The sequence below is a fragment of the Sphingomonas sp. P3_C6 genome (assembly GCF_056402595.1).
Window position 1 is genome coordinate 276,096 of sequence record NZ_JBFUHB010000002.1, and the last position, 21,412, is coordinate 297,507.

The 21,412-nt window shown below is 64.9% G+C and carries 21 protein-coding genes and 1 tRNA gene; 10 read left to right on the forward strand and 12 right to left on the reverse strand.

The window, feature by feature from the left end; genetic code table 11:
- The first annotated feature begins 7 nt into the window (after nt 1–7).
- Nucleotides 8–3,463: a transcription-repair coupling factor gene (mfd, locus tag AC1DT7_RS04720; RefSeq protein WP_478034653.1), complete on the forward strand. Its 3,456-nt coding sequence runs from the start codon at nt 8–10 to the stop codon at nt 3,461–3,463.
- A 266-nt stretch (nt 3,464–3,729) separates the two neighbouring features.
- Here mfd and AC1DT7_RS04725 read toward each other — a convergent pair whose 3' ends face one another.
- Together AC1DT7_RS04725 and AC1DT7_RS04730 are read right to left on the reverse strand one after the other, a co-directional pair.
- Nucleotides 3,730–4,158 carry a YybH family protein gene (locus AC1DT7_RS04725; protein ID WP_478034654.1) on the reverse strand — a complete coding sequence of 143 codons (429 nt, stop codon included), beginning with the start codon at nt 4,156–4,158 and terminating at the stop codon, nt 3,730–3,732.
- A 2-nt stretch (nt 4,159–4,160) separates the two neighbouring features.
- The gene (locus AC1DT7_RS04730) at nt 4,161–6,110 is read right to left on the reverse strand and encodes a putative bifunctional diguanylate cyclase/phosphodiesterase (protein ID WP_478034656.1); all 1,950 of its coding nucleotides are present in this window, start codon (nt 6,108–6,110) and stop codon (nt 4,161–4,163) included.
- Between the two features lie 217 nt (nt 6,111–6,327).
- On the opposite strand from AC1DT7_RS04730, the gene moaA reads away from it, so the two are divergent.
- The 4 genes from moaA to AC1DT7_RS04750 all read left to right on the forward strand — a co-directional run bounded on the left by moaA (nt 6,328) and on the right by AC1DT7_RS04750 (nt 9,622).
- The gene (moaA, locus tag AC1DT7_RS04735; RefSeq protein ID WP_478034586.1) at nt 6,328–7,323 is read left to right on the forward strand and encodes a GTP 3',8-cyclase MoaA; all 996 of its coding nucleotides are present in this window, start codon (nt 6,328–6,330) and stop codon (nt 7,321–7,323) included.
- Nucleotides 7,324–7,333: 10 nt separating this feature from the next.
- Entirely contained in the window at nt 7,334–8,107 is a 774-nt protein-coding gene (locus AC1DT7_RS04740) for an NAD kinase (protein WP_478034587.1), read from the forward strand.
- 52 nt (nt 8,108–8,159) lie between these two features.
- Nucleotides 8,160–8,234, forward strand: a tRNA-Asn gene (locus AC1DT7_RS04745).
- Nucleotides 8,235–8,629: 395 nt separating this feature from the next.
- Entirely contained in the window at nt 8,630–9,622 is a 993-nt protein-coding gene (locus AC1DT7_RS04750; RefSeq protein WP_478034588.1) for an NADP-dependent oxidoreductase, read from the forward strand.
- Between the two features lie 162 nt (nt 9,623–9,784).
- Here AC1DT7_RS04750 and AC1DT7_RS04755 read toward each other — a convergent pair whose 3' ends face one another.
- Nucleotides 9,785–10,000: a hypervirulence associated TUDOR domain-containing protein gene (locus AC1DT7_RS04755; RefSeq protein WP_478034589.1), complete on the reverse strand. Its 216-nt coding sequence runs from the start codon at nt 9,998–10,000 to the stop codon at nt 9,785–9,787.
- 87 nt (nt 10,001–10,087) lie between these two features.
- On the opposite strand from AC1DT7_RS04755, the gene AC1DT7_RS04760 reads away from it, so the two are divergent.
- Both AC1DT7_RS04760 and AC1DT7_RS04765 read left to right on the forward strand, forming a co-directional pair.
- On the forward strand, nt 10,088–10,642 hold the full coding sequence (locus tag AC1DT7_RS04760) for a uracil-DNA glycosylase family protein (RefSeq protein ID WP_478034590.1): 555 nt from the start codon (nt 10,088–10,090) through the stop codon (nt 10,640–10,642).
- Nucleotides 10,642–11,202 carry a DUF488 domain-containing protein gene (locus AC1DT7_RS04765; RefSeq protein WP_478034591.1) on the forward strand — a complete coding sequence of 187 codons (561 nt, stop codon included), beginning with the start codon at nt 10,642–10,644 and terminating at the stop codon, nt 11,200–11,202. Before AC1DT7_RS04760 ends, AC1DT7_RS04765 begins: the two co-directional genes overlap by 1 nt.
- An 18-nt stretch (nt 11,203–11,220) precedes the next feature.
- Here AC1DT7_RS04765 and AC1DT7_RS04770 read toward each other — a convergent pair whose 3' ends face one another.
- From AC1DT7_RS04770 to AC1DT7_RS04790, 5 genes are all read right to left on the reverse strand, one after another.
- Nucleotides 11,221–11,415: a hypothetical protein gene (locus AC1DT7_RS04770; protein ID WP_478034592.1), complete on the reverse strand. Its 195-nt coding sequence runs from the start codon at nt 11,413–11,415 to the stop codon at nt 11,221–11,223.
- A gap of 16 nt (nt 11,416–11,431) precedes the next feature.
- On the reverse strand, nt 11,432–12,241 hold the full coding sequence (locus AC1DT7_RS04775; RefSeq protein ID WP_478034594.1) for a phosphate/phosphite/phosphonate ABC transporter substrate-binding protein: 810 nt from the start codon (nt 12,239–12,241) through the stop codon (nt 11,432–11,434).
- Entirely contained in the window at nt 12,238–13,083 is an 846-nt protein-coding gene (locus AC1DT7_RS04780; RefSeq protein ID WP_478034595.1) for a fatty acid desaturase, read from the reverse strand. Before AC1DT7_RS04780 ends, AC1DT7_RS04775 begins: the two co-directional genes overlap by 4 nt.
- 201 nt (nt 13,084–13,284) lie before the next feature.
- Nucleotides 13,285–13,740 (reverse strand): SRPBCC family protein, encoded by a 456-nt coding sequence (locus AC1DT7_RS04785; RefSeq protein WP_478034596.1) that lies wholly within the window; start codon nt 13,738–13,740, stop codon nt 13,285–13,287.
- A complete protein-coding gene (locus AC1DT7_RS04790; protein WP_478034597.1) occupies nt 13,737–14,075 on the reverse strand; it encodes an ArsR/SmtB family transcription factor in 339 nt (112 codons plus the stop codon). The genes AC1DT7_RS04785 and AC1DT7_RS04790 overlap by 4 nt, the downstream gene beginning before the upstream one ends.
- 247 nt (nt 14,076–14,322) lie before the next feature.
- Here AC1DT7_RS04790 and AC1DT7_RS04795 point away from each other — a divergent pair, with 247 nt between their 5' ends.
- Nucleotides 14,323–14,910: a CC0125/CC1285 family lipoprotein gene (locus AC1DT7_RS04795; protein WP_478034598.1), complete on the forward strand. Its 588-nt coding sequence runs from the start codon at nt 14,323–14,325 to the stop codon at nt 14,908–14,910.
- A gap of 58 nt (nt 14,911–14,968) precedes the next feature.
- On the opposite strand, the gene secA is transcribed toward AC1DT7_RS04795, so the two are convergent.
- From secA to AC1DT7_RS04810, 3 genes are all read right to left on the reverse strand, one after another.
- Entirely contained in the window at nt 14,969–17,713 is a 2,745-nt protein-coding gene (gene secA / locus AC1DT7_RS04800; protein ID WP_478034599.1) for a preprotein translocase subunit SecA, read from the reverse strand.
- Between the two features lie 100 nt (nt 17,714–17,813).
- Nucleotides 17,814–18,077, reverse strand: a complete 264-nt coding sequence (locus tag AC1DT7_RS04805) for a hypothetical protein (protein ID WP_478034600.1) — start codon at nt 18,075–18,077, stop codon at nt 17,814–17,816.
- A 63-nt stretch (nt 18,078–18,140) separates the two neighbouring features.
- Nucleotides 18,141–18,728 (reverse strand): energy transducer TonB, encoded by a 588-nt coding sequence (locus AC1DT7_RS04810; protein WP_478034602.1) that lies wholly within the window; start codon nt 18,726–18,728, stop codon nt 18,141–18,143.
- A 108-nt stretch (nt 18,729–18,836) separates the two neighbouring features.
- Between AC1DT7_RS04810 and argJ the strand changes: the two genes are divergently transcribed.
- Nucleotides 18,837–20,066, forward strand: a complete 1,230-nt coding sequence (gene argJ / locus AC1DT7_RS04815; RefSeq protein WP_478034603.1) for a bifunctional glutamate N-acetyltransferase/amino-acid acetyltransferase ArgJ — start codon at nt 18,837–18,839, stop codon at nt 20,064–20,066.
- Nucleotides 20,067–20,202: 136 nt separating this feature from the next.
- Complete coding sequence (locus tag AC1DT7_RS04820; protein WP_478034604.1) at nt 20,203–20,814, forward strand: glutathione S-transferase family protein; 612 nt, start codon at nt 20,203–20,205, stop codon at nt 20,812–20,814.
- Nucleotides 20,815–21,055: 241 nt separating this feature from the next.
- Here the strand turns inward: AC1DT7_RS04820 and trxA are convergent, their stop codons facing one another.
- Nucleotides 21,056–21,382, reverse strand: coding sequence for a thioredoxin TrxA (gene trxA, locus AC1DT7_RS04825; RefSeq protein WP_478034605.1), 327 nt, complete (start codon nt 21,380–21,382; stop codon nt 21,056–21,058).
- Nucleotides 21,383–21,412 lie beyond the last annotated feature (30 nt).

The following is a 21,412-nucleotide window of genomic DNA, read 5'->3' on the forward strand; positions in this document are numbered from 1 at the left end:
AGCCCTTATGCCCGACCTGAAGACGATCCTATCGGCCAAGACGCCCCTCACCCTTGCCGGCGTGCCGACGGGGTTCGAGCCGTGGCTGCTCGCCGATCTCGCCCGCGCCGCGAAGACCCGTGCCGTGTTCATCGCGCCGGACGAGGCCGCGATGCGCGCCGTCGCCGCGACCGCCGCCGTCTTCGCGCCGGAACTGGAAGTCCTTACCTTCCCTGCCTGGGATTGCCTGCCATACGACCGCGCCTCGCCGACGCTCAATGTCATGGCCGAGCGCATGGCGACGCTCCACCGCCTGCAACAGCCGGTCAAAGGGCCGCAGCTCCTCATCACCACCGCCAACGCCGCCGCCCAACGCACGCTCACCCCCTTCCGCATCCGCCAGCTCGTCGCCACGCTCGCCCCCAAGGAACGCATCGGTCGTGACCGTCTGGCGGATCAGCTCCAGGCCAACGGTTATGTCCGGGTCGAAACGGTCGCCGATTCCGGCGAATTCGCCGTGCGCGGCGGCCTGGTCGATCTTTTTCCTTCGGGCGCCGAGCAGGCGCTCCGGCTCGATTTTTTCGGCGACGAGATCGAGAGCGTCCGCACCTTCGACCCGGCCGATCAGCGCACCACCGGCCGGATCGAGGGCTTCACGTTGCTCCCCGCCTCCGAGACGCTGATCGAAGAGGACAGTATCAAGCGTTTCCGCAGCCGCTACCGTGAGCGCTTCGGCGCCACCGCGACCGGCGATCCGCTGTATCAGGCCATCAGCGATGGCCGCCGTCTCGCCGGCATGGAGCATTGGCTCCCGCTGTTCGAGGAGAAGATGGCGACGCTGTTCGACCATCTTGGCGACGGCGCCGTGCTGGTCCGCGACGCGGGCGTGCTCGGCGCGGCGGAGCAGCGGTTCGAGGCGATCACCGATTATCACGCCAACCGCGTCAAGGCGCAGTCGAGCGATCCGGGCAGCTACCGGCCGCTGCCGCCGGATGCCCTCTACCTCACCGCAAAGGATTTCGCGGAGCGGCTTGAAGGAGCACCCGCTCATCTGACCACCCAGTTCCACGAGCCCGAAAGCGCCACCGTCATCGAGTTCAACGTCGATGGCCCGCGCGATTTCGGCCCGGAGCGGTCGAGCGGCGCGAACGTCTACGAGGCGGTCGCCGAGCACGTCGCGAAGCTGCGCCGACAGGGCAAGAAGCCGATCCTCGCCAGCTATTCCGGCGGCGCACGTGAGCGCCTGTCCACCCTGCTCGCCGATCACGGCCTGAAGGGCGCGAGCAAGGCCGGAACCTGGCAGGAAGCGCTCGGCATCGCCGACAAGGGCGTGGCGCTTATCGTCCTGCCGCTCGACCACGGCTTCACCACGCCCGATGTCGCCCTGCTGACCGAGCAGGACATGCTCGGCGACCGGCTGGTCCGCCGCCAGAAGCGCAAGAAATCGGCCGATGCCTTCCTCGCCGAATTGGCGATGCTCACCCCCGGCGATCTGGTCGTCCATGTCGATCACGGTATCGGCCGGTACGAAGGGCTGACCTCGATCCCGGTCGGCCAGAGCCCGCATGACTGCGTTGCGCTGACCTATGCCGGCGGCGACAAATTGTTCGTGCCGGTCGAGAACCTCGAAGTCCTGTCGCGCTACGGCTCCGACAGCGAAGGCGCGAGCCTCGACAAGCTCGGTGGCGAGGCATGGCAGCGCCGCAAGAGCCGGATGAGGGAGCGCATCCGCGAGATCGCCGGCGAGCTGATCGCGACCGCCGCCGAACGCGCGCTCCGCCCGGCGGACGTGATCGAACCCGATCAGGGTGGCTATGCCAGCTTCGTCGATCGTTTTCCGTACGAGGAAACCGACGATCAGGACCGCGCGATCAACGACGTGCTTGCCGATCTTTCCGCGGGCACCCCGATGGACCGGCTCGTCGTCGGCGATGTCGGCTTCGGCAAGACCGAGGTCGCGCTCCGCGCCGCCTTTGCCGCCGCCATGTCCGGCCTTCAGGTCGCCGTGGTCTGCCCGACCACCCTGCTTGCCCGCCAGCACTTCCAGAACTTCACGGCACGGTTCGACGGCTTCCCGCTGAAGGTCGGCCGCCTGTCGCGTCTCGTCGGTACGAACGAAGCCAAAGCCACGCGCGAAGGGCTTGCCGACGGTACGATCGACGTGATCGTCGGCACGCACGCGATCCTGGCCAAATCGGTCGAGTTCAAACGTCTCGGCCTGGTCGTCGTCGACGAGGAGCAGCGTTTCGGCGTCACCCACAAGGAGCGGCTGAAGGCGCTCAAGACCGACGTCCACGTCCTGACCCTCACCGCCACGCCGATCCCGCGCACTCTCCAGATGGCGATGTCGGGCCTGCGCGAGCTGTCGGTGATCCAGACCCCGCCGGTCGATCGCCTCGCGGTGCGCACCTATATCATGCCCTGGGATCCGGTCGTGCTGCGTGAAGCGTTGTTGCGCGAGCATTATCGCGGCGGCCAGAGCTTCTTCGTCACGCCGCGCGTCGCCGATGTACCCGATATCGAGCAGTTCATGCGCGAGCATGTGCCGGAGGTTCGTGCGGTCACCGCGCACGGGCAAATGTCCCCGACCGAGGTCGAGGAACGCATGTCGGCCTTTTACGACAAGAAATTCGAGGTGCTGATCTCCACGACGATCGTCGAGAGCGGCCTGGACATCCCCAGCGCAAACACGATGATCATCCACCGCGCCGATCGCTTCGGGCTTGCCCAGCTCTATCAGCTGCGCGGACGGGTCGGCCGGGCGAAGACCCGGGCTTACGCCTATCTCACCACCCCGCCCGATCGCATCGTCACCGAGACGGCGGAGAAGCGGCTGAAGGTGCTGAGCGACCTCGACAGCCTCGGTGCGGGTTTCCAGCTTGCCAGCCATGACCTCGATATTCGCGGCGCCGGCAACCTGCTCGGCGACGAACAGTCCGGGCACATCAAGGAGGTGGGCTACGAACTCTACCAGTCGATGCTGGAAGAGGCGATCATGGAGGCAAAGGCCGGCGGCATGGCCCAGCGCCCACGCGATTTCTCACCGCAGATCACCGTCGACGCGCCGATCCTCATCCCGGAGGAATATGTGCCCGATCTCGACCTGCGCATGGGCCTGTATCGCCGCCTGAACGACCTGGACGAGGCCCAGGCGATCGAGGCCTTCGCCGCCGAACTGATCGACCGGTTCGGCCCGTTGCCCGACCCGACGGAGAATTTGATCCGGCTCATCGAGATCAAGCTCAACGCGAAAAAGGCGTGCGTGTCGAAGATCGATGTCGGCCCGCGTGGCGCCCTGGTCAGCTTCCACGACGACAAGCCGCCGAACATCGACGGCCTGCTCGCCTGGATCGCGAGGCTCGACGGCGTGGCCAAGCTGCGGCCGGATTCCAAGCTGGTGGTGAACCGGGTCTGGGGCGACCCGAAGGCTCGGCTCAACGGGGCGCTGCAGCTGTCCAAGGGGCTGGCCAAGGCGGCTGGTTAGGGCTGCGCCGAGCGGCGCCCCCTCCCCAGTCGCCTTGGAGGAGATATATCCACTTCGGCGGGCGGTCCCGACCGCCGCGATCGGCGCCTATTGGCGCAGTCGCCACGATATCGACGGCCGCTCGATCATATTGCTCTCGGCCCTCGCCCGCGCGCTCGGCACGGTGATCGATATGATTGAGAATGATGGATCGATGGCACCGGCGTTCCGTCGGGCAAGGTGAGCCAGGCTCGGCAAAGGGGCGAAGGGAAGCGGCTCTTTTCGACTCAGCTGCTGTGATCGGCCACGATCTTCCAAGCGCCGGCTCGGTTCTTCTCGAACAACAGCGACGTCGGCCCCGTCTGGTCGACCGCTCCCTCGATCTTCAGGCGGTAGCGGGCGACGAGCAGGGCATGGGACGTGTCGATCACGCGGAAATCGATCTCCTCGAAACTGAGCGCACCCCGTTTGGCGGCTCGGTCGCCCGAGAAGCGCGGGGCGTAACGCGCGGCGATGGCGGCCTTGCCGCGGATCACGCCGTCGCCGACGACGAATGTCGCCCCCTCAGCATAAACCGCCATGAAGCGGTCGAGATCGCCCGCCGTCCATCCGCCCGCACTCTCCGTCATCGCCGCCATGATCGCCTTTTGCGCATCCTCCCGCGGCGTCGCGGCGGCGGGTGCGGTCAGCGCCACAGCGGCGAGGGCGGCGACCATTTTCACGGGGCAATTCCCATCAGCGCCACCAGTGCATCGATCGAGATCGCCTCGGACCGGAGGAAGCCCTGGTAGATCTGGCACCCTTCCTTGGCGAGCAGATCGAGCTGCTGCTGGGTCTCGACACCCTCGGCGATGACGACCAGCCCGAGCGAGCGCGCCATGTCGATCACGCCGCGCACCACGACCCGGTCGCGCGGCGTGCCGGTGATGTCCTGTGCAAGCTTCTTGTCGATCTTGAGATAGTCGAGCGGCAGCGACTTCAGATAGGCCAGGCTTGAATACCCCGTGCCGAAATCGTCGATCGCGACCCGCACGCCAGCACTTCGCAAGGCAGCAAGGAGGGCCGCGGCGATGCCCAGATCCTCGATCAGCCCGCTCTCGACGATCTCCACCGTCAGCCGCGAGCGCGGGAAACCGCTTGAATCGACCCGGTCGAGGAACAGATCGGCAAAGCCCGGGCGGGCGATGTCGCCCGCCGTCAGGTTGATCGACAGGCGAAGGCCGCGCAGCGGCGACGGCCATGCTGCGGCGCGATCGAGCGTGATCCGCTGAATATGATCCGACAGCCCGATCTCGAGATCGGCGCGCGCGGCCGCCGCGAACAATATCTCGGCACCGATCGTGCCAAGTACCTTGTGATCCCACCGCGCCAGCGCCTCAACCCCGACGATCGCGCCGGTCGAAACGGATACCTGGGGCTGGAACAGGATATCGATCTCGCCGCGCTCCATCGCATGGCGCAGTTCCACGGCTAGGGCATCGATCGATTCCTCGCCGCCGCCAGTCTCCGCCACCCGAACCGTGGCGCTGTCGGACGCACGCGCATCGGCCAGCGCCTCGCTTGCACGGCGCAGCAGGCTGGCAGCGGTATCGCCCGGTTCGCGTCCGGCGATGCCGATGCGGCAGCCGAGCACGGCGATCGTCTCTCCGGTCACGAAAGGCCGCGCGAGTTCGCCTGCGATCCGCTCGGCCGTCAGATCGACCCGCGCCCCGACGTCCTCGATCGCGACGAGGAATTCCGATCCGCCGAGCCGCGCGACCAGCGCACCGACCGCCGCTTCCTCGATCCGCTTGAAGGCAGCACGGAGCAACGCATCCCCTGCCGCCCGGCCATAGGCCGCATTGACCATATCGAAGCGGTTGAGCGCCACTAGCATCGCGGTGAGCGGCCGTCCCTCGGGATCGGCCAGCCGCCGGTCGATCCAGCGCCGCGCGCTCCCCGCGTCGCGCGTACCGATCAGGGCATCGCGCAGGACCGACGCGGGCTCGGGCGCGCTGCCCAGGGGCTCGACGAGCGCATCGATACGCCCGGCTTTCGCGTCATAGTGCAGATGCTGTACGATCCGGCCGAGGCCCGGCAGATCGTGCGCGAACGCGGTCGTCTGGCGCGTCGCCGAAAGGCGCCTGATCGATGCCATCGCCGCGCGCCGTTCCACCGGGTCGATCCGCCGCCACAAGGCGACCGGCTTGGGATGTTCGGCAACGTCGAGCAGCCGGGCGAAGGCCGGCGTGAGCAGTAGCGCCCGCGTCGCCACATCGAGCCGCCAGCCCAGCGGCTCGAGCGGCCCGGTCGCGCGCCATTCCCCCGCCATCCGCTCGGCATGACGCGCGGCATAGCGCAGCGCCTGGAGGAATTCGCTCTCGCTGAACGGGCTTGCGAGAAAATGGGTCGCCCCCACATCGTAAAAATCGCCGATCGCCGTGGTATCGCCGCGTGAGACCAGCGCGAGCAGCGCGCCGCCATTGGCGGTGATCGCCCCGCCGATTGCCGAAGCCGCTTCCCGGCCTTCTTCCAGGGCGCCACGGGCATCGATCACCGCGACCGCCGCGCCGCTGCTCAGAAAACGCCGTTCGACTCCGGCCGCACGCCGCGCTGCCACGACCTGCCAGCCGGCACCGGTCGCCAGCTCGGCAAGCTCGTCACGCTGCCGGAACGAGAGGATGAACAGAGGCGCAGGGCCATGGTTGGGCTCGGCGTCGGTCACGGTCTCTAGCTTCTCCGTTCGTCTGCGCGCCTGTCGAGGGACCGCTTCTCCCTTCATCCAAGCTTTGGAGGCGAAGGACAAGGCTTGGAACGGGGGCTGTTCGGTCCCAGCGTCGGACAGGAAGGAGGATGAGGTGCCGAACGGGGTTGTTAGCACCCCAGCAAAGGATTAGCTCCCTCTCATGGCCTGTTCCCCCGCCCTGATCGACCGTCATGGCCGAACGATCAGCTATCTGCGGATTTCGGTGACGGATCGCTGCGATCTGCGCTGCCGCTATTGCATGGCCGAGAAGATGACCTTCCTGCCGCGCGCTGCCCTGCTCAGCCTGGAAGAGATCGCACTGATCGCAGAGCGTTTCATTGCCCGCGGCATCACCAAAATCCGGCTCACCGGCGGAGAACCGCTCGTCCGGCGCGATGTCGGCGATCTGGTGCGGCGCCTCGGCCGGCACGTCGGGGCCGGCCTGGACGAGTTGACCATGACGACCAACGGCAACCGGCTGGCCGATCATGCCGAAGAAATGGTCGCCGCCGGTATCCGGCGGATCAATGTCAGTCTGGACAGCCGCGATCCGGAAACCTTCCGCTACATCACCCGCCACGGCGACGTGGATCAGGTGATCGGCGGGATTTTCGCAGCCCGCGACGCCGGCCTGGCGGTCAAGATCAACATGGTCGCGCTGAATGGCCTCAACGATCGCGAGATTGCGCCGATGCTAAACTGGTGCGTCGAACATGGCTTCGACCTCTCGCTGATCGAGACCATGCCGCTCGGCGCGATCGACGAGGACCGCACCGACCGTTTCCTGCCGCTCACTCAGGTTTTCGACGATCTCGCCGCGCGTTTCCCACTGGCCCGCGACACGCATTGCAGCGGCGGTCCGGCGCGATACTGGCGCGTCAGCGGCACCGGTACGCGGCTCGGCCTGATCTCGCCGCTCACTGCCAATTTCTGCGACACCTGCAACCGCGTGCGCCTGACGACCGAGGGTATCCTCTATACCTGCCTTGGCCATGACGATCAGGTCGACCTGAAGGCGGCGCTCCGCGATGGCGGCGCGGACGGCCTCGATTCGGCGCTCGACCGGGCCATGGCCACCAAGCCGGCGCGCCACGATTTCGATATCRCCGCCAACGCGCCGGCGGTATCGCGGCACATGAGCGTGACCGGCGGATGAGATTGCCCCAATGACGATTCGCCGGGCGCTCGTCGCCTCCCCGACTCCCCCCGCGCAGGCCGCGGCGGCTGAACTCGCCGATGCGTATGAATGGGTGCCGGTCGAGGATGCCGAGATGATCGTTGCCCTGGGCGGCGACGGCTTCATGCTGCAGACACTCCACGCGATGCTAGAACGCCGCAAGCCGGTCGTGCCGGTGTTCGGCATGAACCTGGGCACGGTCGGCTTCCTGATGAACGAATGGCGCCGCCACGGGCTGGACGAACGCCTGTCGCGCACCAAGGAGTTCAAGGTCATCCCGCTCAGCATGACGGCCGAGACGGCGAGCGGAGAGATCTTCAAGCTGCCCGCGATCAACGAGGTGTCGCTTCTTCGCGAAACCCGCCAGACCGCCAAGCTCGAAGTGACGGTGAACGAAAGAATCGTGATCGACGAACTGGCCTGCGACGGCATCCTGGTCGCGACGCCGGCGGGATCGACCGCCTACAACCTCTCGGCGCAGGGGCCGATCCTGCCGCTCGGCTCAGCGATGCTTGCCCTGACCCCGATCAGCCCGTTCCGGCCGCGGCGCTGGCGCGGGGCGATCCTGCCCGACAAGGCAAGGATTTCGCTTCGCGTGCTCGAGCCCGGCAAACGCCCGGTCAGCGCCGTCGCCGACCAGCGCGAGATTCGCGAAGTCGCGAAGGTCGATATCGCGATTGACCGCTCGCGCGAACTCACTTTGCTGTTCGATCCCGAGCATGCTCTGGACGATCGCATAACGATGGAACAATTCATCGCCTGATGGGGTTGCATCGCCTGAATCGCAGGCTATACAGCGCGCCTCCGCACGGTGTTCCCTGATAGCTCAGCGGTAGAGCTCTCGACTGTTAATCGAGCGGCCGTAGGTTCGAATCCTACTCAGGGAGCCATTTTTCGCAGCGGGATGGGGTATAGCCTCCCGCGATTGCGCACTTGCCTGCGCTCGCAAAAACTTCATCAAGAAGCCCCTAGTTTCAGCCGACGCTCGTGGTCGCTGCATCATGTGTTTCGATGTGATTCGCGGCGAGGCCACCGGGAGCCCGGCGCGAACGATGCCCCCGCTCCCACTCGCGACACCTCCGGCGTATAATCGAGACCTGGCTTTTATTGATTTACCCAGGCCCTCGTAGTGCACAGCTTATTTGCATTCTTGGTGCTTTTTTCTGGCCCAGTCTTCGCCATCTGTAACCCAACAGAAGGAGAAAGCAGCCTGATGCGCAATTCGCACTGGGCCGCCGGCAAATGACCGGGATGACGCGTCGAGCCTTTTTGCAAGGAGCCTGATATGACCACCGACAATAGTGTTTACGACACCGTCCGGGACCAGGAGCGCGCATCGATGATGGCGTGGCGCGTGCATGAATTCGGCGCGCCGGAAACGATGGTCTTCGAGTCCATCGCCCGCCCCGTTCCCGGCCCTGGCGAAGTCCTGGTCAAGGTCCATGCGGCCGGGGTCGGCCCATGGGATGCGTGGATCAGGGCAGGAAAAAGCGCCCTGCCGCAGCCCCTGCCCCTGGCGCTCGGCTCCGACCTGTCCGGGGAAATCGAGGCTGTCGGACCCGGCGTGACCGGCTTTGGCGTCGGCGATCAGGTCTATGGCGTGACGAACCCGCAATTCACCGGAGCTTATGCCGAGCATGCGCTCGCCTCCGCGGCGATGGTCGCGCGCAAGCCGGCCTCCCTCGGCCATATCGAAGCGGCCTCGGTTCCCGTCATCGCCGTGACGGCCTGGCAGGGGCTGTTCGATCAGGCACGGCTCGTGGCCGGCCAGACGGTGCTCATCCACGGGGCGGCCGGCAATGTCGGGGCCTATGCGGTGCAGCTAGCCCGATGGGCAGGCATCAAGATCATCGCCACGGCCGCCAGCCAGGACTTCGCCTATGTGCGCGACCTCGGGGCGGACATCGTGATCGATTTTCACACCGAGCGTTTCGACGACATGGTGCGAGAGGTGGATGCCGTTCTCGATCTGGTCGGCGGCGATACGCAACGCCGTTCGTTCGGGGTCCTGAAGCACAACGGCAAACTGATTTCGGCGGTGTCCCAGCCCGACCAGACCCTCGCTGACAGCCATGGGGTCCAGGCGGCCTTCTTTCTCGTCGATGTCACGACCGAATATCTGACGAAGATCGCCGACCTGATCGGCAGCGGCGCGCTGAAGACGCGGGTGGGTGCCGTCCTCCCCCTTACGGATGCGCGAGAGGCCCATTTCATGCTCGACGGCATCCGCAATGCGCCGAAGGGGAAAATCGTCTTGTCGGTGGAGACCACCTCGTGAAGACAACCCCGCCGGATCCGGCCCTTCTCCTGTTGACCGCGTGCCAGCAACACTCGCCGTCGAACTCGACCGACGGCGGCACGTCGCCCCGAACTCACCGGCACCCGGCGATCACGATTCCGATGTCGAGCGATACTGCCGGGAAGAAGGGGAGCAGCAGCCTCAGTCGGCCAGCCTGGTCAATGCCGAGCCCTTGTGCGCGGCGATGTGATCGGTCTTGCTGCTCCTGATCTCATATTGCGGCGAGTCCGGGCTCGCCTGGTGCCAGTACCCCTTGAAGTCGAAATCGCCGGTATGGATCCGGATTATCGTGCCGCTGACCAGCCCGGCTTCAGAATTCCACTGGACCCGTTCGCCGATCTGGAAGTCTCGGGCCATCATCTCATCCTTTTCGCGGCAGGCGACCCGACCATATCAAAAGGAACTCCGGCTACCTATTTCCCCTCGGTGAACGCGATCGATCCCTTGCTAGCCGAAGTACGCGCATGCCGGGCCTGCGCCGATGTCCTGCCCTTCGGCCCGCGGCCTGTGCTCCAGGTGTCGGAGAGCGCCCGCCTGCTGATCGTGGGCCAAGCGCCGGGCAGCAAGGTGCATGCGAGCGGCATTCCCTTCACCGATGATTCCGGCGCGCGCCTGCGTGACTGGCTGGGAATGACGGCCGACGAATTTTATAACGATAGCAAGGTCGCGCTCCTGCCGATGGGCCTGTGCTACCCCGGCAGGAAGGGCGCCGGTGATGCACCACCGCGCCCCGAATGTGCGCCGCGCTGGCGGCAACGACTGCTCGCGCAGATGCCCGATATAAGGCTGACCCTGCTGGTCGGCACCTACGCGCAGGATCATGCGCTCGGCATGGGCAAGATGACCGAGCGGGTCAGGGATTTCCGGCGCCATCTGCCGAATGCTTTCCCGCTTCCGCATCCGTCATGGCGCTCCCGGCACTGGGCAGCGCAGAATCCGTGGTTCGAAGCAGAGGTGCTGCCCGAATTGCGCAGCGCCGTACGGGCCGCACTCGCATAGTGGCCGACGATCTTCCGCCTATCTACACGATCGGTCACTCGACGCGGAGCATCGCCGGGTTCGTCGAACTGCTGACGGTCGGTTCGGTCGATATGGTCGTCGATATCCGCAAGACGCCGCGGTCGCGCACCAACCCGCACTTCAACCTCGATACCTTGCCCGAAGCACTTTTGCCCTGGCAGATCGGCTGCGTCCGCATCGAGGAGCTCGGTGGCAGGCGGGCGAAATCCAGGACGATCGCGCCCGAGGTCAACGGCTTCTGGATCAACCAGAGCTTCCACAATTATGCCGATTATGCGCTGTCTGAGGACTTCCGCTCAGGCCTGTCGCAACTCGACCGGCTAAGCCAGGACCGGCGGCTGGCGATCATGTGTTCGGAGGCGGTCTGGTGGCGTTGCCATCGGCGCTTCGTTGCCGACTATCTTCTCCACCACGGGCGCGAGGTTTTCCATCTCATGGACCCGGCTCGTGCCGATGTGGCGAGCATCAATCCCGCCGCACGGGCGATCGGCGCCTCCCTTACTTATTCGTCGGCTGGGCCATCCCCGACAAAAGGCTGAAACGCCGTCCCGCTGCCTTCACTGATAGGACCGCGGATACTGTTTCAACGCCGTCCGCCCGCTCCATATCTGGCTGGCCGTTGGATCGGCCAGCCCAGTCCAACCTGGCGCCAAGACCGATTCGGGCAGATCGAGATGCGGATCGAAGACGATGATCTGTGCGGAAAGCGGTGCGGCGAAGTGCAACGCGGTCGCGGCTATTGTGTATCGCATGGCGACTTTATCCGAATCACCGCAGGTCAGGGTAGCCAGCCCGGGCGGCGTCGACCTCATAGGTCCGCAACGGGGCGTAGAGTTCGACGCTCGCGGGAACGATATCGCGCAGGAACAAGGCCTTGCGCACATCGGCCAATCCCGGGTCGGCCGCGACATCGGCAAGCGCCATGCGCAGGGCGGCGACAGTCTCGACCCCGGTATTGCGCGAGGTGACGAACGGCGGGGTGGCTGCCTCCGCTGTCGTCGCGATGATGCGGAGCGATGCGGTCAGTTCCGGCTCGGCGCCGACCACCGCTGCGTAGGTCACTGCGTCGATCGCGGCGATGTCGGCCTCCCCCATCACGATCGCGCTGATGCTTTGCCGGTGCGCGCCCGTCTCGCGCACCTCGCCGAAAAAGGGGCGTGCGTCGGCAATACCGGCGATCAGCGCACGGAACAGGTTCATACCGGTATTGGAGCCGATATCGTTGATCGCCGCGCGCCGGCCGCGATAGGCGTGGACCGTGTCGGCATCATCCTGGCGCGCCACGATGAAACTCCGGTGTGTCCCCTCGCCGCACCCCGGCGCGTCATACACCGGTAGCCCCAATATCCTGAGCGAGAACGAAGGATTGTTGATCAGCGGATAGCCGCAGATCTGCCCGAACAGCAGGTCGGGGTCGCGCCAGCTGTCCTGGACCGATCGCTGCCGCTCGAGCCGGTCCGGCACGCCGGCAACACCCCGAGCACGCAGGATGCGGGCGATCTCGGTCCAGAGCCGGTCGTTCGCGTCACGCTGACGCGCATGATCGTACATGCCGAGCGTGGCGATACCAGTTTTCACGCCCTCTCCTCGTGATAGTGCGGATGGACCAGCGTATCATGCGCCCTTGCCCAGAACTGCCGCAGGATCTGGCCATAACCGGCATAGACCACCGCCCCGTCGCCGGTCAGCCGCGCATGATGTTCGCGGTGATAGGCGGGGAGTTCGTACCAGGGGAGCCCCGGCCTTTCATGATGCGCGACGTGCAGGTTGTTGTTGAGGAACAGCAGCGCGAACACGCCGCCCCGCTCGACCGTCGCCGCATGACCAGCGGTGCCAAGCTCGGCACGATGCTCGGCGAAGGACCGCAACATGGTCAGCGCCATGCCGGGATAGACAAAGGCCAGGACGTAATAGCCGAGCCCGAGCCCGACATGGTCGAGCCACATCAGGACGAGCGCCGCGGCGGCAAGATGCGGCAACCAGTCGCGAGCGACCCGGGCAGGCTCGGAAACGACCCGGCGCAGTTCGGCCAGCAGGAATTTGGCGACCACGATCGGCGGCCCGAAGATCATGTGCCCCGGCAGGGTCGACTGCGCCAGGGCCGCCAGCCACGCGGCACTATGGCGACGCGCGACATAGCGCGATTCCGGATCCTCATGGGGGTCGGTGATCGCGCTGTCGTGATGCTCGATATGGCTGCGACGATAAAGTTCATAGGGCAACCACAGTGACAGCGGTACGAAGCCGATCGCCCGATCCAGCACCGGAATATGGGTTGGATGGCCATGGATCGTCTCGTGCTGCAACGACCCGTGCCAGGCGATGATCCAGCCGCCGATCAGCATCAGCACCGGCGCCGGGATCACGCTGTGCCAGGCGGTCGCCGCGAGCCAGCCGCCATAGATCGCGATAGCGACCAACAGCGTCCGGCCCTCCGGACGGAATTTTCTGCGCGACCCATTCTGACAGCCCATGCCTTACTCGTGCCCTTCTGAGGAACTCGAGTCTAATATCCACTAGTTTGATGGGATATCAAAGCTGGACGAGATTTGACGCGACGAAGATTTGCTTTTCCGCGACGGGGCGTTTCCCGACCTCGCCGCGGAGACGCGGTAGCGTAGCTATTCAACCAGCCTGGCGAGCTGCTCGATCACCGTGCCCCACCCATCATGGAACCCCATCTTTTCGTGCGTGTCCCTGTCGGCCCGGTTCTTGTGCATCGCATTGGCGACATATTCGGTACCGTCGGCATGGTCCCTGAAGGTGATGACCGCACTCATGAAGCCGCGCTCAGCCGGCCGCCATCCCGCCAGCAGGCAGTTGGTGAAGACGATCCTCTCCATATCGTCCACTGCCAGGAAGCACGCGTCGAGATGCGGTACGAAATCGCCGCCATCCTCGCTCATCAGCGTCGTCAGCGCGCCGCCGGGGCGCACGTCCATCGCCACGACCTTGCAGAGCATCGGTGCCGGAATCCACCACTGCGCGAACTTCACCGGATCGGTCCAGGCGTCCCACAGGGCGGACCGCGGCGCCTTGATGATGCGCGCGATCGTCAGGTCGAGGTCGGGGTTCATTGCGGTTTCTCCTGGTTCTGCGTGACGAAGTGTTCGAGCCGGTCGGTGCGCGCTTCCCAGAGCGCGCGCTGCTCGGCGAGCCAGCCATCGACCGCGACAAAGGTCGCCCTGTCGATCGCGCAAGTCCGCACCCGGCCCTGTTTGCGGGTCCTGATACACCCGCTCTCCTCGAGCAGATGGATGTGTTTCATGAAGGAGGGCAATGCCATGTCGAATGGCTGCGCCAGTTCGCTGACCCTGGCAGGTCCCTCGCCCAGCCGTCCGATCACCGCCCGCCTCGTCGGGTCGGCAAGTGCCTGGAAGACCATGTTCAGCTGTTCTTGATACTGTTCCATAAGGCTAAGTATCACTACTCACCACTTAGCTCAATGGCTAAGCGTTACGGGCTGGGACGCTTCGTCACGTCTTCAGCATGTGACGTCGGCATGTCCGGTTCGGCGTCACGGTTCAGGTTCCTGCCATCATCCTTGGATGACGATCACCTGAAGCCTTTGTCACGGACACTTGGGCTAAGTCGAACGTTCCACATTTGACGGCCGATGCAGCACGCTTTGTCGCATCGGAAACGTGCTGGAGGTAGAAATGACGAGAAGAACTTCGCGGGCCGCCCTCTTCGCAGTGCTGGGCGCCGCAACCCTGATGACAGCCGGCTGCGCGACCGAGACCGCCTATCGCCCGGCGACGGGCACAGGCTTCGCCCGTACCGGCTATAGCGACCGGATGATCGAGGCCAACCGCTACATGGTGAGCTTCGCCGGTAACACCTATACTGCGCGCGACACGGTCGAGCGCTATCTGCTCTATCGCGCCGCCGAGCTGACGGTGCAGCACGGCTATGACTATTTCATCCTGGCCGACCGCGATACCGACCGGCGTACCCGAACCTACACTACGCCCGGCGCCTTTGGCGGTGGATTCGGCGCCGGACCCTATGGCTATTGGGGCCCAAGCTGGCGCTATCGCGGCCGCGGCTTCGGCTGGCGCAGCTGGGATCCCTTCTGGGGCGATCCGTTCTGGGACCGCAGCGTCGATATCAACACGGTCGACAAATATGAGGCCAATGCCGAGATCGTGCTCGGCCGTGGGCCGAAGCCCCGCGACAATGTCCGCGCCTTCGACGCCCGTGAGGTGATGAACAACCTCGGCCCGTCGATCACGATGCCCAAATAACAGAACGCGCCAAAACTAAGGAAAAAGGCTCCCTCGCCTGGGCGGGGGAGCCTTTCTTTTACGCCACGCCGATGGCGCCGTGGCAGTGCTTGTACTTGCGGCCCGATCCGCACGGGCACGGCGCGTTGCGGCTTACCTTGCCTTCCCACTCGGCCGGGTCCTCGCCGACCTCGTCACCCATCGGGCGCGGGATCGACAGCGGCGGCAAGGTCGTGGTCAGCAGGCCGCGCGTCCCGGCATCGATATCATCGCTGTCGTCGTCCCCGGTGAACGGGTCGAAGTGAGTCGTGATGAAATCGGGCAGCTCAGGCAACTCAGGCCGCTCTTCCAGCTGGAACTGGGCGTGCGCGATGGTGCGGGTCACATCCTCGCGGATATTGCCGAGCATGCGCTCGAACAGCGAAAAGGCTTCCTGCTTATATTCGTTGATCGGCGTCTTTTGCGCATAGGCGCGCAGATGAACGACCTGGCGAAGCGCGTCGAGCGTCGCCAGATGCTCCTTCCAGTGATGGTCGAGATTCTGCAGCAGGATCGATTTCTCGACCTGTATCCACTGGTCCGGATCGAGCATCGCGGCCTTTTCGGCGACCATCGCGTCGGCGGCCTCGCGAACGCGCTCCTCGACCAGTTCGGGGTCGATCGCCTCTTCCTTCAGCCACTCGTCGATCGGCGGCTCGAGCGCCAGCATCTCGGCCAGCTTGGCCTTCATACCCTCGACATCCCATTGCTCGGGATAGCTGTTGGGCGGGCAGGCATCGCCGACGATCGAATTGACCAGCTCGGTGCGCATATCGGCGACGACGTCGCCGACCGTGTCGGCATCCATGATGTCTGCGCGCTGTTCGTAGATCACCTTGCGCTGGTCGTTCATCACGTCGTCATATTCGACGACCTGCTTGCGGATGTCGTAGTTGCGCGCTTCGACCTTCTTCTGAGCGGTCTCGATCGCCTTCGACAGCCATTTCGATCCGATCGCCTCGCCATCGCCGATGTTCGACCGCATCATGCGCGCGAACAGCGTGTCCGGGCCGAAGATGCGCAGCAGATCGTCGTCAAGGCTCAGATAGAAGCGGCTGAGACCGGGATCGCCCTGACGGCCCGAACGGCCGCGCAGCTGGTTGTCGATGCGGCGGCTCTCATGGCGCTCGGTGCCGAGGACGAACAGGCCGCCCGCGGCGAGCACTTCCGCCTTCTCGGCGGCGATCTCGGCCTTGATGGCGGCAATCGCAGCGTCGCGCTCCGGTCCTTCCGGCATTTCGGACAGCTCGTCGTTCACGCGGAACTCGAGATTGCCGCCGAGCTGAATGTCGGTGCCGCGGCCCGCCATGTTGGTCGCGATGGTGACGACGCTCTTGCGGCCGGCCTGAGCGACGATATGCGCCTCGCGCTCATGCTGACGGGCGTTCAGCACCTCATGCTTCACGCCTTCCTTGACGAGGAAGTCGGACAGCAGCTCCGACTTCTCGATCGAGACGGTGCCGACCAGCACCGGCTGGCCAAGCTCGGCATGATGCTTGATCTTCTTGGCGATCGCCTGGAACTTGTCGGCGGTGTCCTTGTAGAATTCGTCCTCTTCGTCGACGCGCTGCACCGGCACGTTGGTCGGGATGGTGACGACGTTCATCTTGTAGATGTCGTAGAATTCGGCGGCCTCGGTCGCCGCAGTGCCGGTCATGCCCGCAAGCTTCGGGTACATGCGGAAATAATTCTGGAAGGTGATCGAGGCCATAGTCTGGTTCTCGGGCTCGATCTGCACGCCCTCCTTCGCCTCGACCGCCTGGTGCAGGCCGTCAGACCAGCGCCGGCCGTCCATCATGCGCCCGGTGAACTCATCGATGATGATGACCTTGCCGTCCTTGACGATATAGTCGGTGTCGAGCTTGAACATCATGTTGGCGCGCAGCGCCTGGTTGGTGTGGTGCACCACCTGGGTATTCTCGAAGTCGTACAGGTTCGCGCCTTCGAGCAGCCCGGCCGCCTCGAGCATGCGCTCGACCTTCTCGGTGCCGTCCTCGGTCAGGATGATCGACTTCTGCTTCTCGTCCTTCTCGTAATCCTCGGCAGTGAGCTGCTTCACCACCGCATCCACGCTCTTGTAGAGATCCGACTTGTCGTCGGTCGGGCCGGAGATGATCAGCGGGGTGCGCGCCTCGTCGATCAGGACCGAATCGACTTCGTCGACGATCGCCATGGCGAAGGGGCGCTGCACCATCGAAGCGCGCTCATACTTCATGTTGTCGCGCAGGTAATCGAAGCCGAACTCGTTGTTCGTGCCGTAGGTGATGTCCGCATGATAGGCGTCGCGACGCTGCTGGTCGGTCAGGTTCGGGATGATCACGCCGGTGGTCAGGCCGAGGAAGCTGTAGACCTGGCTCATCCAGCCAGCGTCACGCTCGGCAAGATAGTCGTTGACCGTGATGACATGCACGCCGGCCGCGGGAAGCGCGTTGAGGTACACCGCGAGCGTCGCGACCAGCGTCTTGCCCTCGCCGGTGCGCATTTCGGCGATCTCGCCGCGGTGGAGCACGATGCCGCCGACCATCTGCACATCGTAATGCCGCTGGCCCAGCGTCCGCTTCGCCGCCTCGCGCACCGTGGCGAAGGCTTCGGGCAGCAGGTCGTCGAGCTTGATGCCGTTCGCCAGCCGCTCGCGGAAAATCACTGTCTGGTTGGCGAGTTCGGCGTCGCTCATCGCCGAGATGGTCGGCTCGAACGACCCGATCTTCGCGACAATGGTACCGAGCGATTTGACGTAACGGTCGTTCGAAGAACCGAAAAGCGATTTGGCAAAGCCGCCGAGCATGGAGAATTCCCGATCTAAGAAAACATGGCCGCCGGGTCGTGCCGGACGGCGAAATGGACATGATGAAGGAATCCGGCCGCGGCCGGATCAGGCGGTCGCTTTATTCGCGACGGCGCGCCGCATAGAGCGGAATGACGGTATCGAGCGCGAAGACCGGCTTCACGCCGAAGGACGCAGCCGCGACGAGCGTCGGCATCGCCTGGACGAACTGCCGAACCGCGACCCGCGCGGTCGCCGGCGCGCGTGCCTGAACCGCCGATGCCTCGACCACGGCCTGATGCAGCCGCACCTCCGGCGCGCGCACGCCGGAGATCGCGCCGGTCAGCGCGCTCAGCAGGGCGGAGAGGATGAGAAGCAGTTCCATTGCGGCGAGCGATGTAGTGGGTCGTAGTGCAGGCGTCCAGCGATTGATCATGGAAGAAGGCGCTCAATCCTCGGGCAATACCCACCGTACCGGCACCGTATAGTCGCCAACGGTTGCCACGCCGTTCCGATCCCGTGCCGGCGTGAACCGGGCATGCTCCATCAAGATCGAGCAGGTCGTCGAATCCAGGCTGGCCGAATTGCTTCTGGTGACGATGGTGCATCTGGCGGGCGCGCCGCTGGCATCGATCGAGAGCCTGGCCACCGCGCGTCCCTGCTGGTTCTGGCGTATCGCGTCCGCCTGATAGGCATCGTTCCCGAACCAGGCAGCGGGGTTCTCGGTGAACGTCGCCCTTGCGCCGGCCAGCGCGCGATCGGGCGGCGGGACCGGTCCCAGCGCCGGCGGATGCTGCACGCCGGTTTCGGCATTGCGGAGATCAGTCACGCGCGGCGTCATGGGGCTTTCGGCCGGTAACGTCCTCGTGTTGATGGGCGCCGCAGCCGGAGCCGCTCGATCGGCCCCGAACAGGGCCAGGACTCGCGGCCCATATTCCTCGAATCCGATGACGATCACGACGGTCAGCAGCAGGAACAGGGTAAAGATGATGGCCATCACCGCCAGGGTGATGCCCTTGCCTCCTCCGACGATCATGCGGCCTCCATGTTCTTTCGCATGATGATACAGGCGAATGGCCCGGTGACCATGGTTTTGGCGACCATTGCATTTGCCTCCCGCACAGCCGGCCCTATTAGAACGCCCATGTCCACCACCCGCTCCCCGCTCGCGCCTGAAGGCTTCCCGGATCTGCCCCCGATTCCCGGCGTCACGCCGCGTATCGCGCGTGCGCGCTACAAGACCTGGGATCGCTGCGACCTCACCTTCGTCACGCTCTATCCCGGCACGACCGTTGCCGGCGTGACGACTCAGAGCCGCTGCCCCTCTCCCGAGGTCGAATGGTGCCGCAAGGCGTTGATCCTCGGCCAGGCGCGCGCGCTGGTGGTCAATGCCGGCAACTCCAATGCCTTTACCGGCGACCGGGGTCGCGAGGCGGTGGAAAATCTGGTGGCGCGCGTCGCCGGCCGGCTCGGCTGCCAGCCCTCGGACGTGTTCGTCGCCTCCACCGGGGTCATCGGGGTGCCCTTGCCGATCGACAAGAGCGAAGCTGGCCTCGACGCTGCCTTCCAGGCCGATCCATGCAGTTGGGAAGAGGCTGCCGCGACGATCATGACGACCGACACCTTCGCCAAGGCGGCGGTCACCCAGGCAGTGATCGGCGACCGGACGGTCAATCTGGTCGGCATCATCAAGGGGTCAGGCATGATCATGCCGGACATGGCGACCATGCTCGGCTTCATCTTCACCGACGCCGCCGTCGACCCCGCCTTTCTCCAGGCTGCCCTGGCCGAAGCGAACGGCACGAGCTTCTCCTGCATCACCGTCGACAGCGACACCTCGACCAGCGACACCGTGCTCGCCTTCGCGACCGGCAAGGCAGGCAATGCTCCCATCGCCTCCTCGGACGATGCCGGTGCCGACGCCTTCCGGGCGGCACTGGGTGATCTCTGCCTGCAACTCGCCCATCTCGTCGTGCGCGACGGCGAAGGCGCGTCGAAGTTCATCACCGTCGAGGTGAGCGGCGCCGAAAGCGATCGGAGCGCGCGCGTGGTCGCGATGTCGATCGCCAACTCGCCCCTCGTGAAGACTGCCATTGCCGGCGAGGATGCCAATTGGGGCCGGGTTGTCATGGCTGTTGGCAAGGCGGGTGAGCCCGCCGAGCGCGACCGCCTGTCGATCCGCTTCGGCGAGACCCAGGTCGCGCGCGATGGACTTGCAGTGACGGGCTATGACGAGACCCCGGTCGCCGCGCATCTCAAGGGCAGCGAGATCGATATCGGCGTGGACCTGGGCCTGGGCGACGGCCGCGCCACGGTTTGGACCTGCGACCTGACCCATGGCTATATCGCGATCAACGCCGATTACCGGAGCTGATCTTCTACTGTTCCCCGGCGAAGGTCGGGGCCCAGTTGGAAAGGTGGAGATAATGGAGCGCAACGCTTCTCCATGATCGTCTCCCAACTGGGCTCCGGCCTTCGCCGGGGAGCGATTATTCGAATAGGTTGATCCAATGCTGACGATCTGGGGCCGCCTCAACTCACACAATGTGAAGAAAGTAACCTGGTTCGCCGAGGAGGCTGGCCTCTCCTATGTCCGCCAAGACGTCGGCGGCCAGTTCGGCATGGATGCCGACTATCTCGCGAAGAACCCCAATGCCCTGATCCCCACGATCGAGGATGGCGAGGTGACCCTGTGGGAATCCAATGCGATCGTGCGTTACCTCGCGGCCCGTCACGCGCCAGCCCGGTTCTGGCCGGCAAGCCCAGCGGCGCGCGCCATGGCCGATCGCTGGATGGACTGGCAGATCGATTACGCCGAGGCGCAGCGCGACGCCTTCGTCAATCTGATCCGTCGGCCCGAAGGCCAGCGCGATCAGGAAGCGGTCAAGCGGGCTGCTACGGCATGCGCGAAGAAGATGGCCATTCTCGACGCGCACCTCGCACAAAACCAGTGGTTGTCGGGCGACAGTTTCGGCATCGGCGACATTCCCATGGGTGTCTATGTCCATACATGGTTCACCCTGCCGATCGAGCGCCCCGACCTGCCCAATGTCGCCGACTGGTATGACGGCCTCCAGGCACGCGAGGGGTATGCCAGTCAGGTGATGATTCCGCTTACCTGAGGGCGGACGTTGCACAAGTGACAGAGTGCGACATATCACAAGTACCGAAAATCAATATAAAACATCACCTTAACGACCATTCCCGACAGTGTCGGGAAGCGGTGACGTTAGCGACCTCTCGACCTCCCGGCGAAATCTCGGGATACCCAAACGCGGCAAGGGGCGCACAGCCGAAACTGCACGCCCCCTTCATTACCGCGTCGAAATAGTGCCCGGATCAGCCCTCGGTCGCTGCCATGGACTAGCCGCCGAGTTCGCCAACCAGCCACGACTTGATCTTGCCCTTGGGCTCGGCACCGATCTTGGTTGCGGCCGGAACGCCGTTCTTGAACAGGATCATCGTCGGGATGCCGCGCACGCCATATTTGCCCGGCGCGTCGGGATTATCGTCGATGTTCAGCTTGGCGATGGTAACCTGCTCGCCCAGTTCCTCGGAAATCTCCTCCAGGCTCGGGCCGATCATTTTACACGGGCCGCACCACTCGGCCCAGAAATCGACGAGCACCGGCTTGTCGGCGCTGAGGACGTCGTTCTGGAAGCTCTCGTCGGTGATGTGCTTGGTTGCCATGATGGGAATCTCCTGTGTTGGAAGCAATCT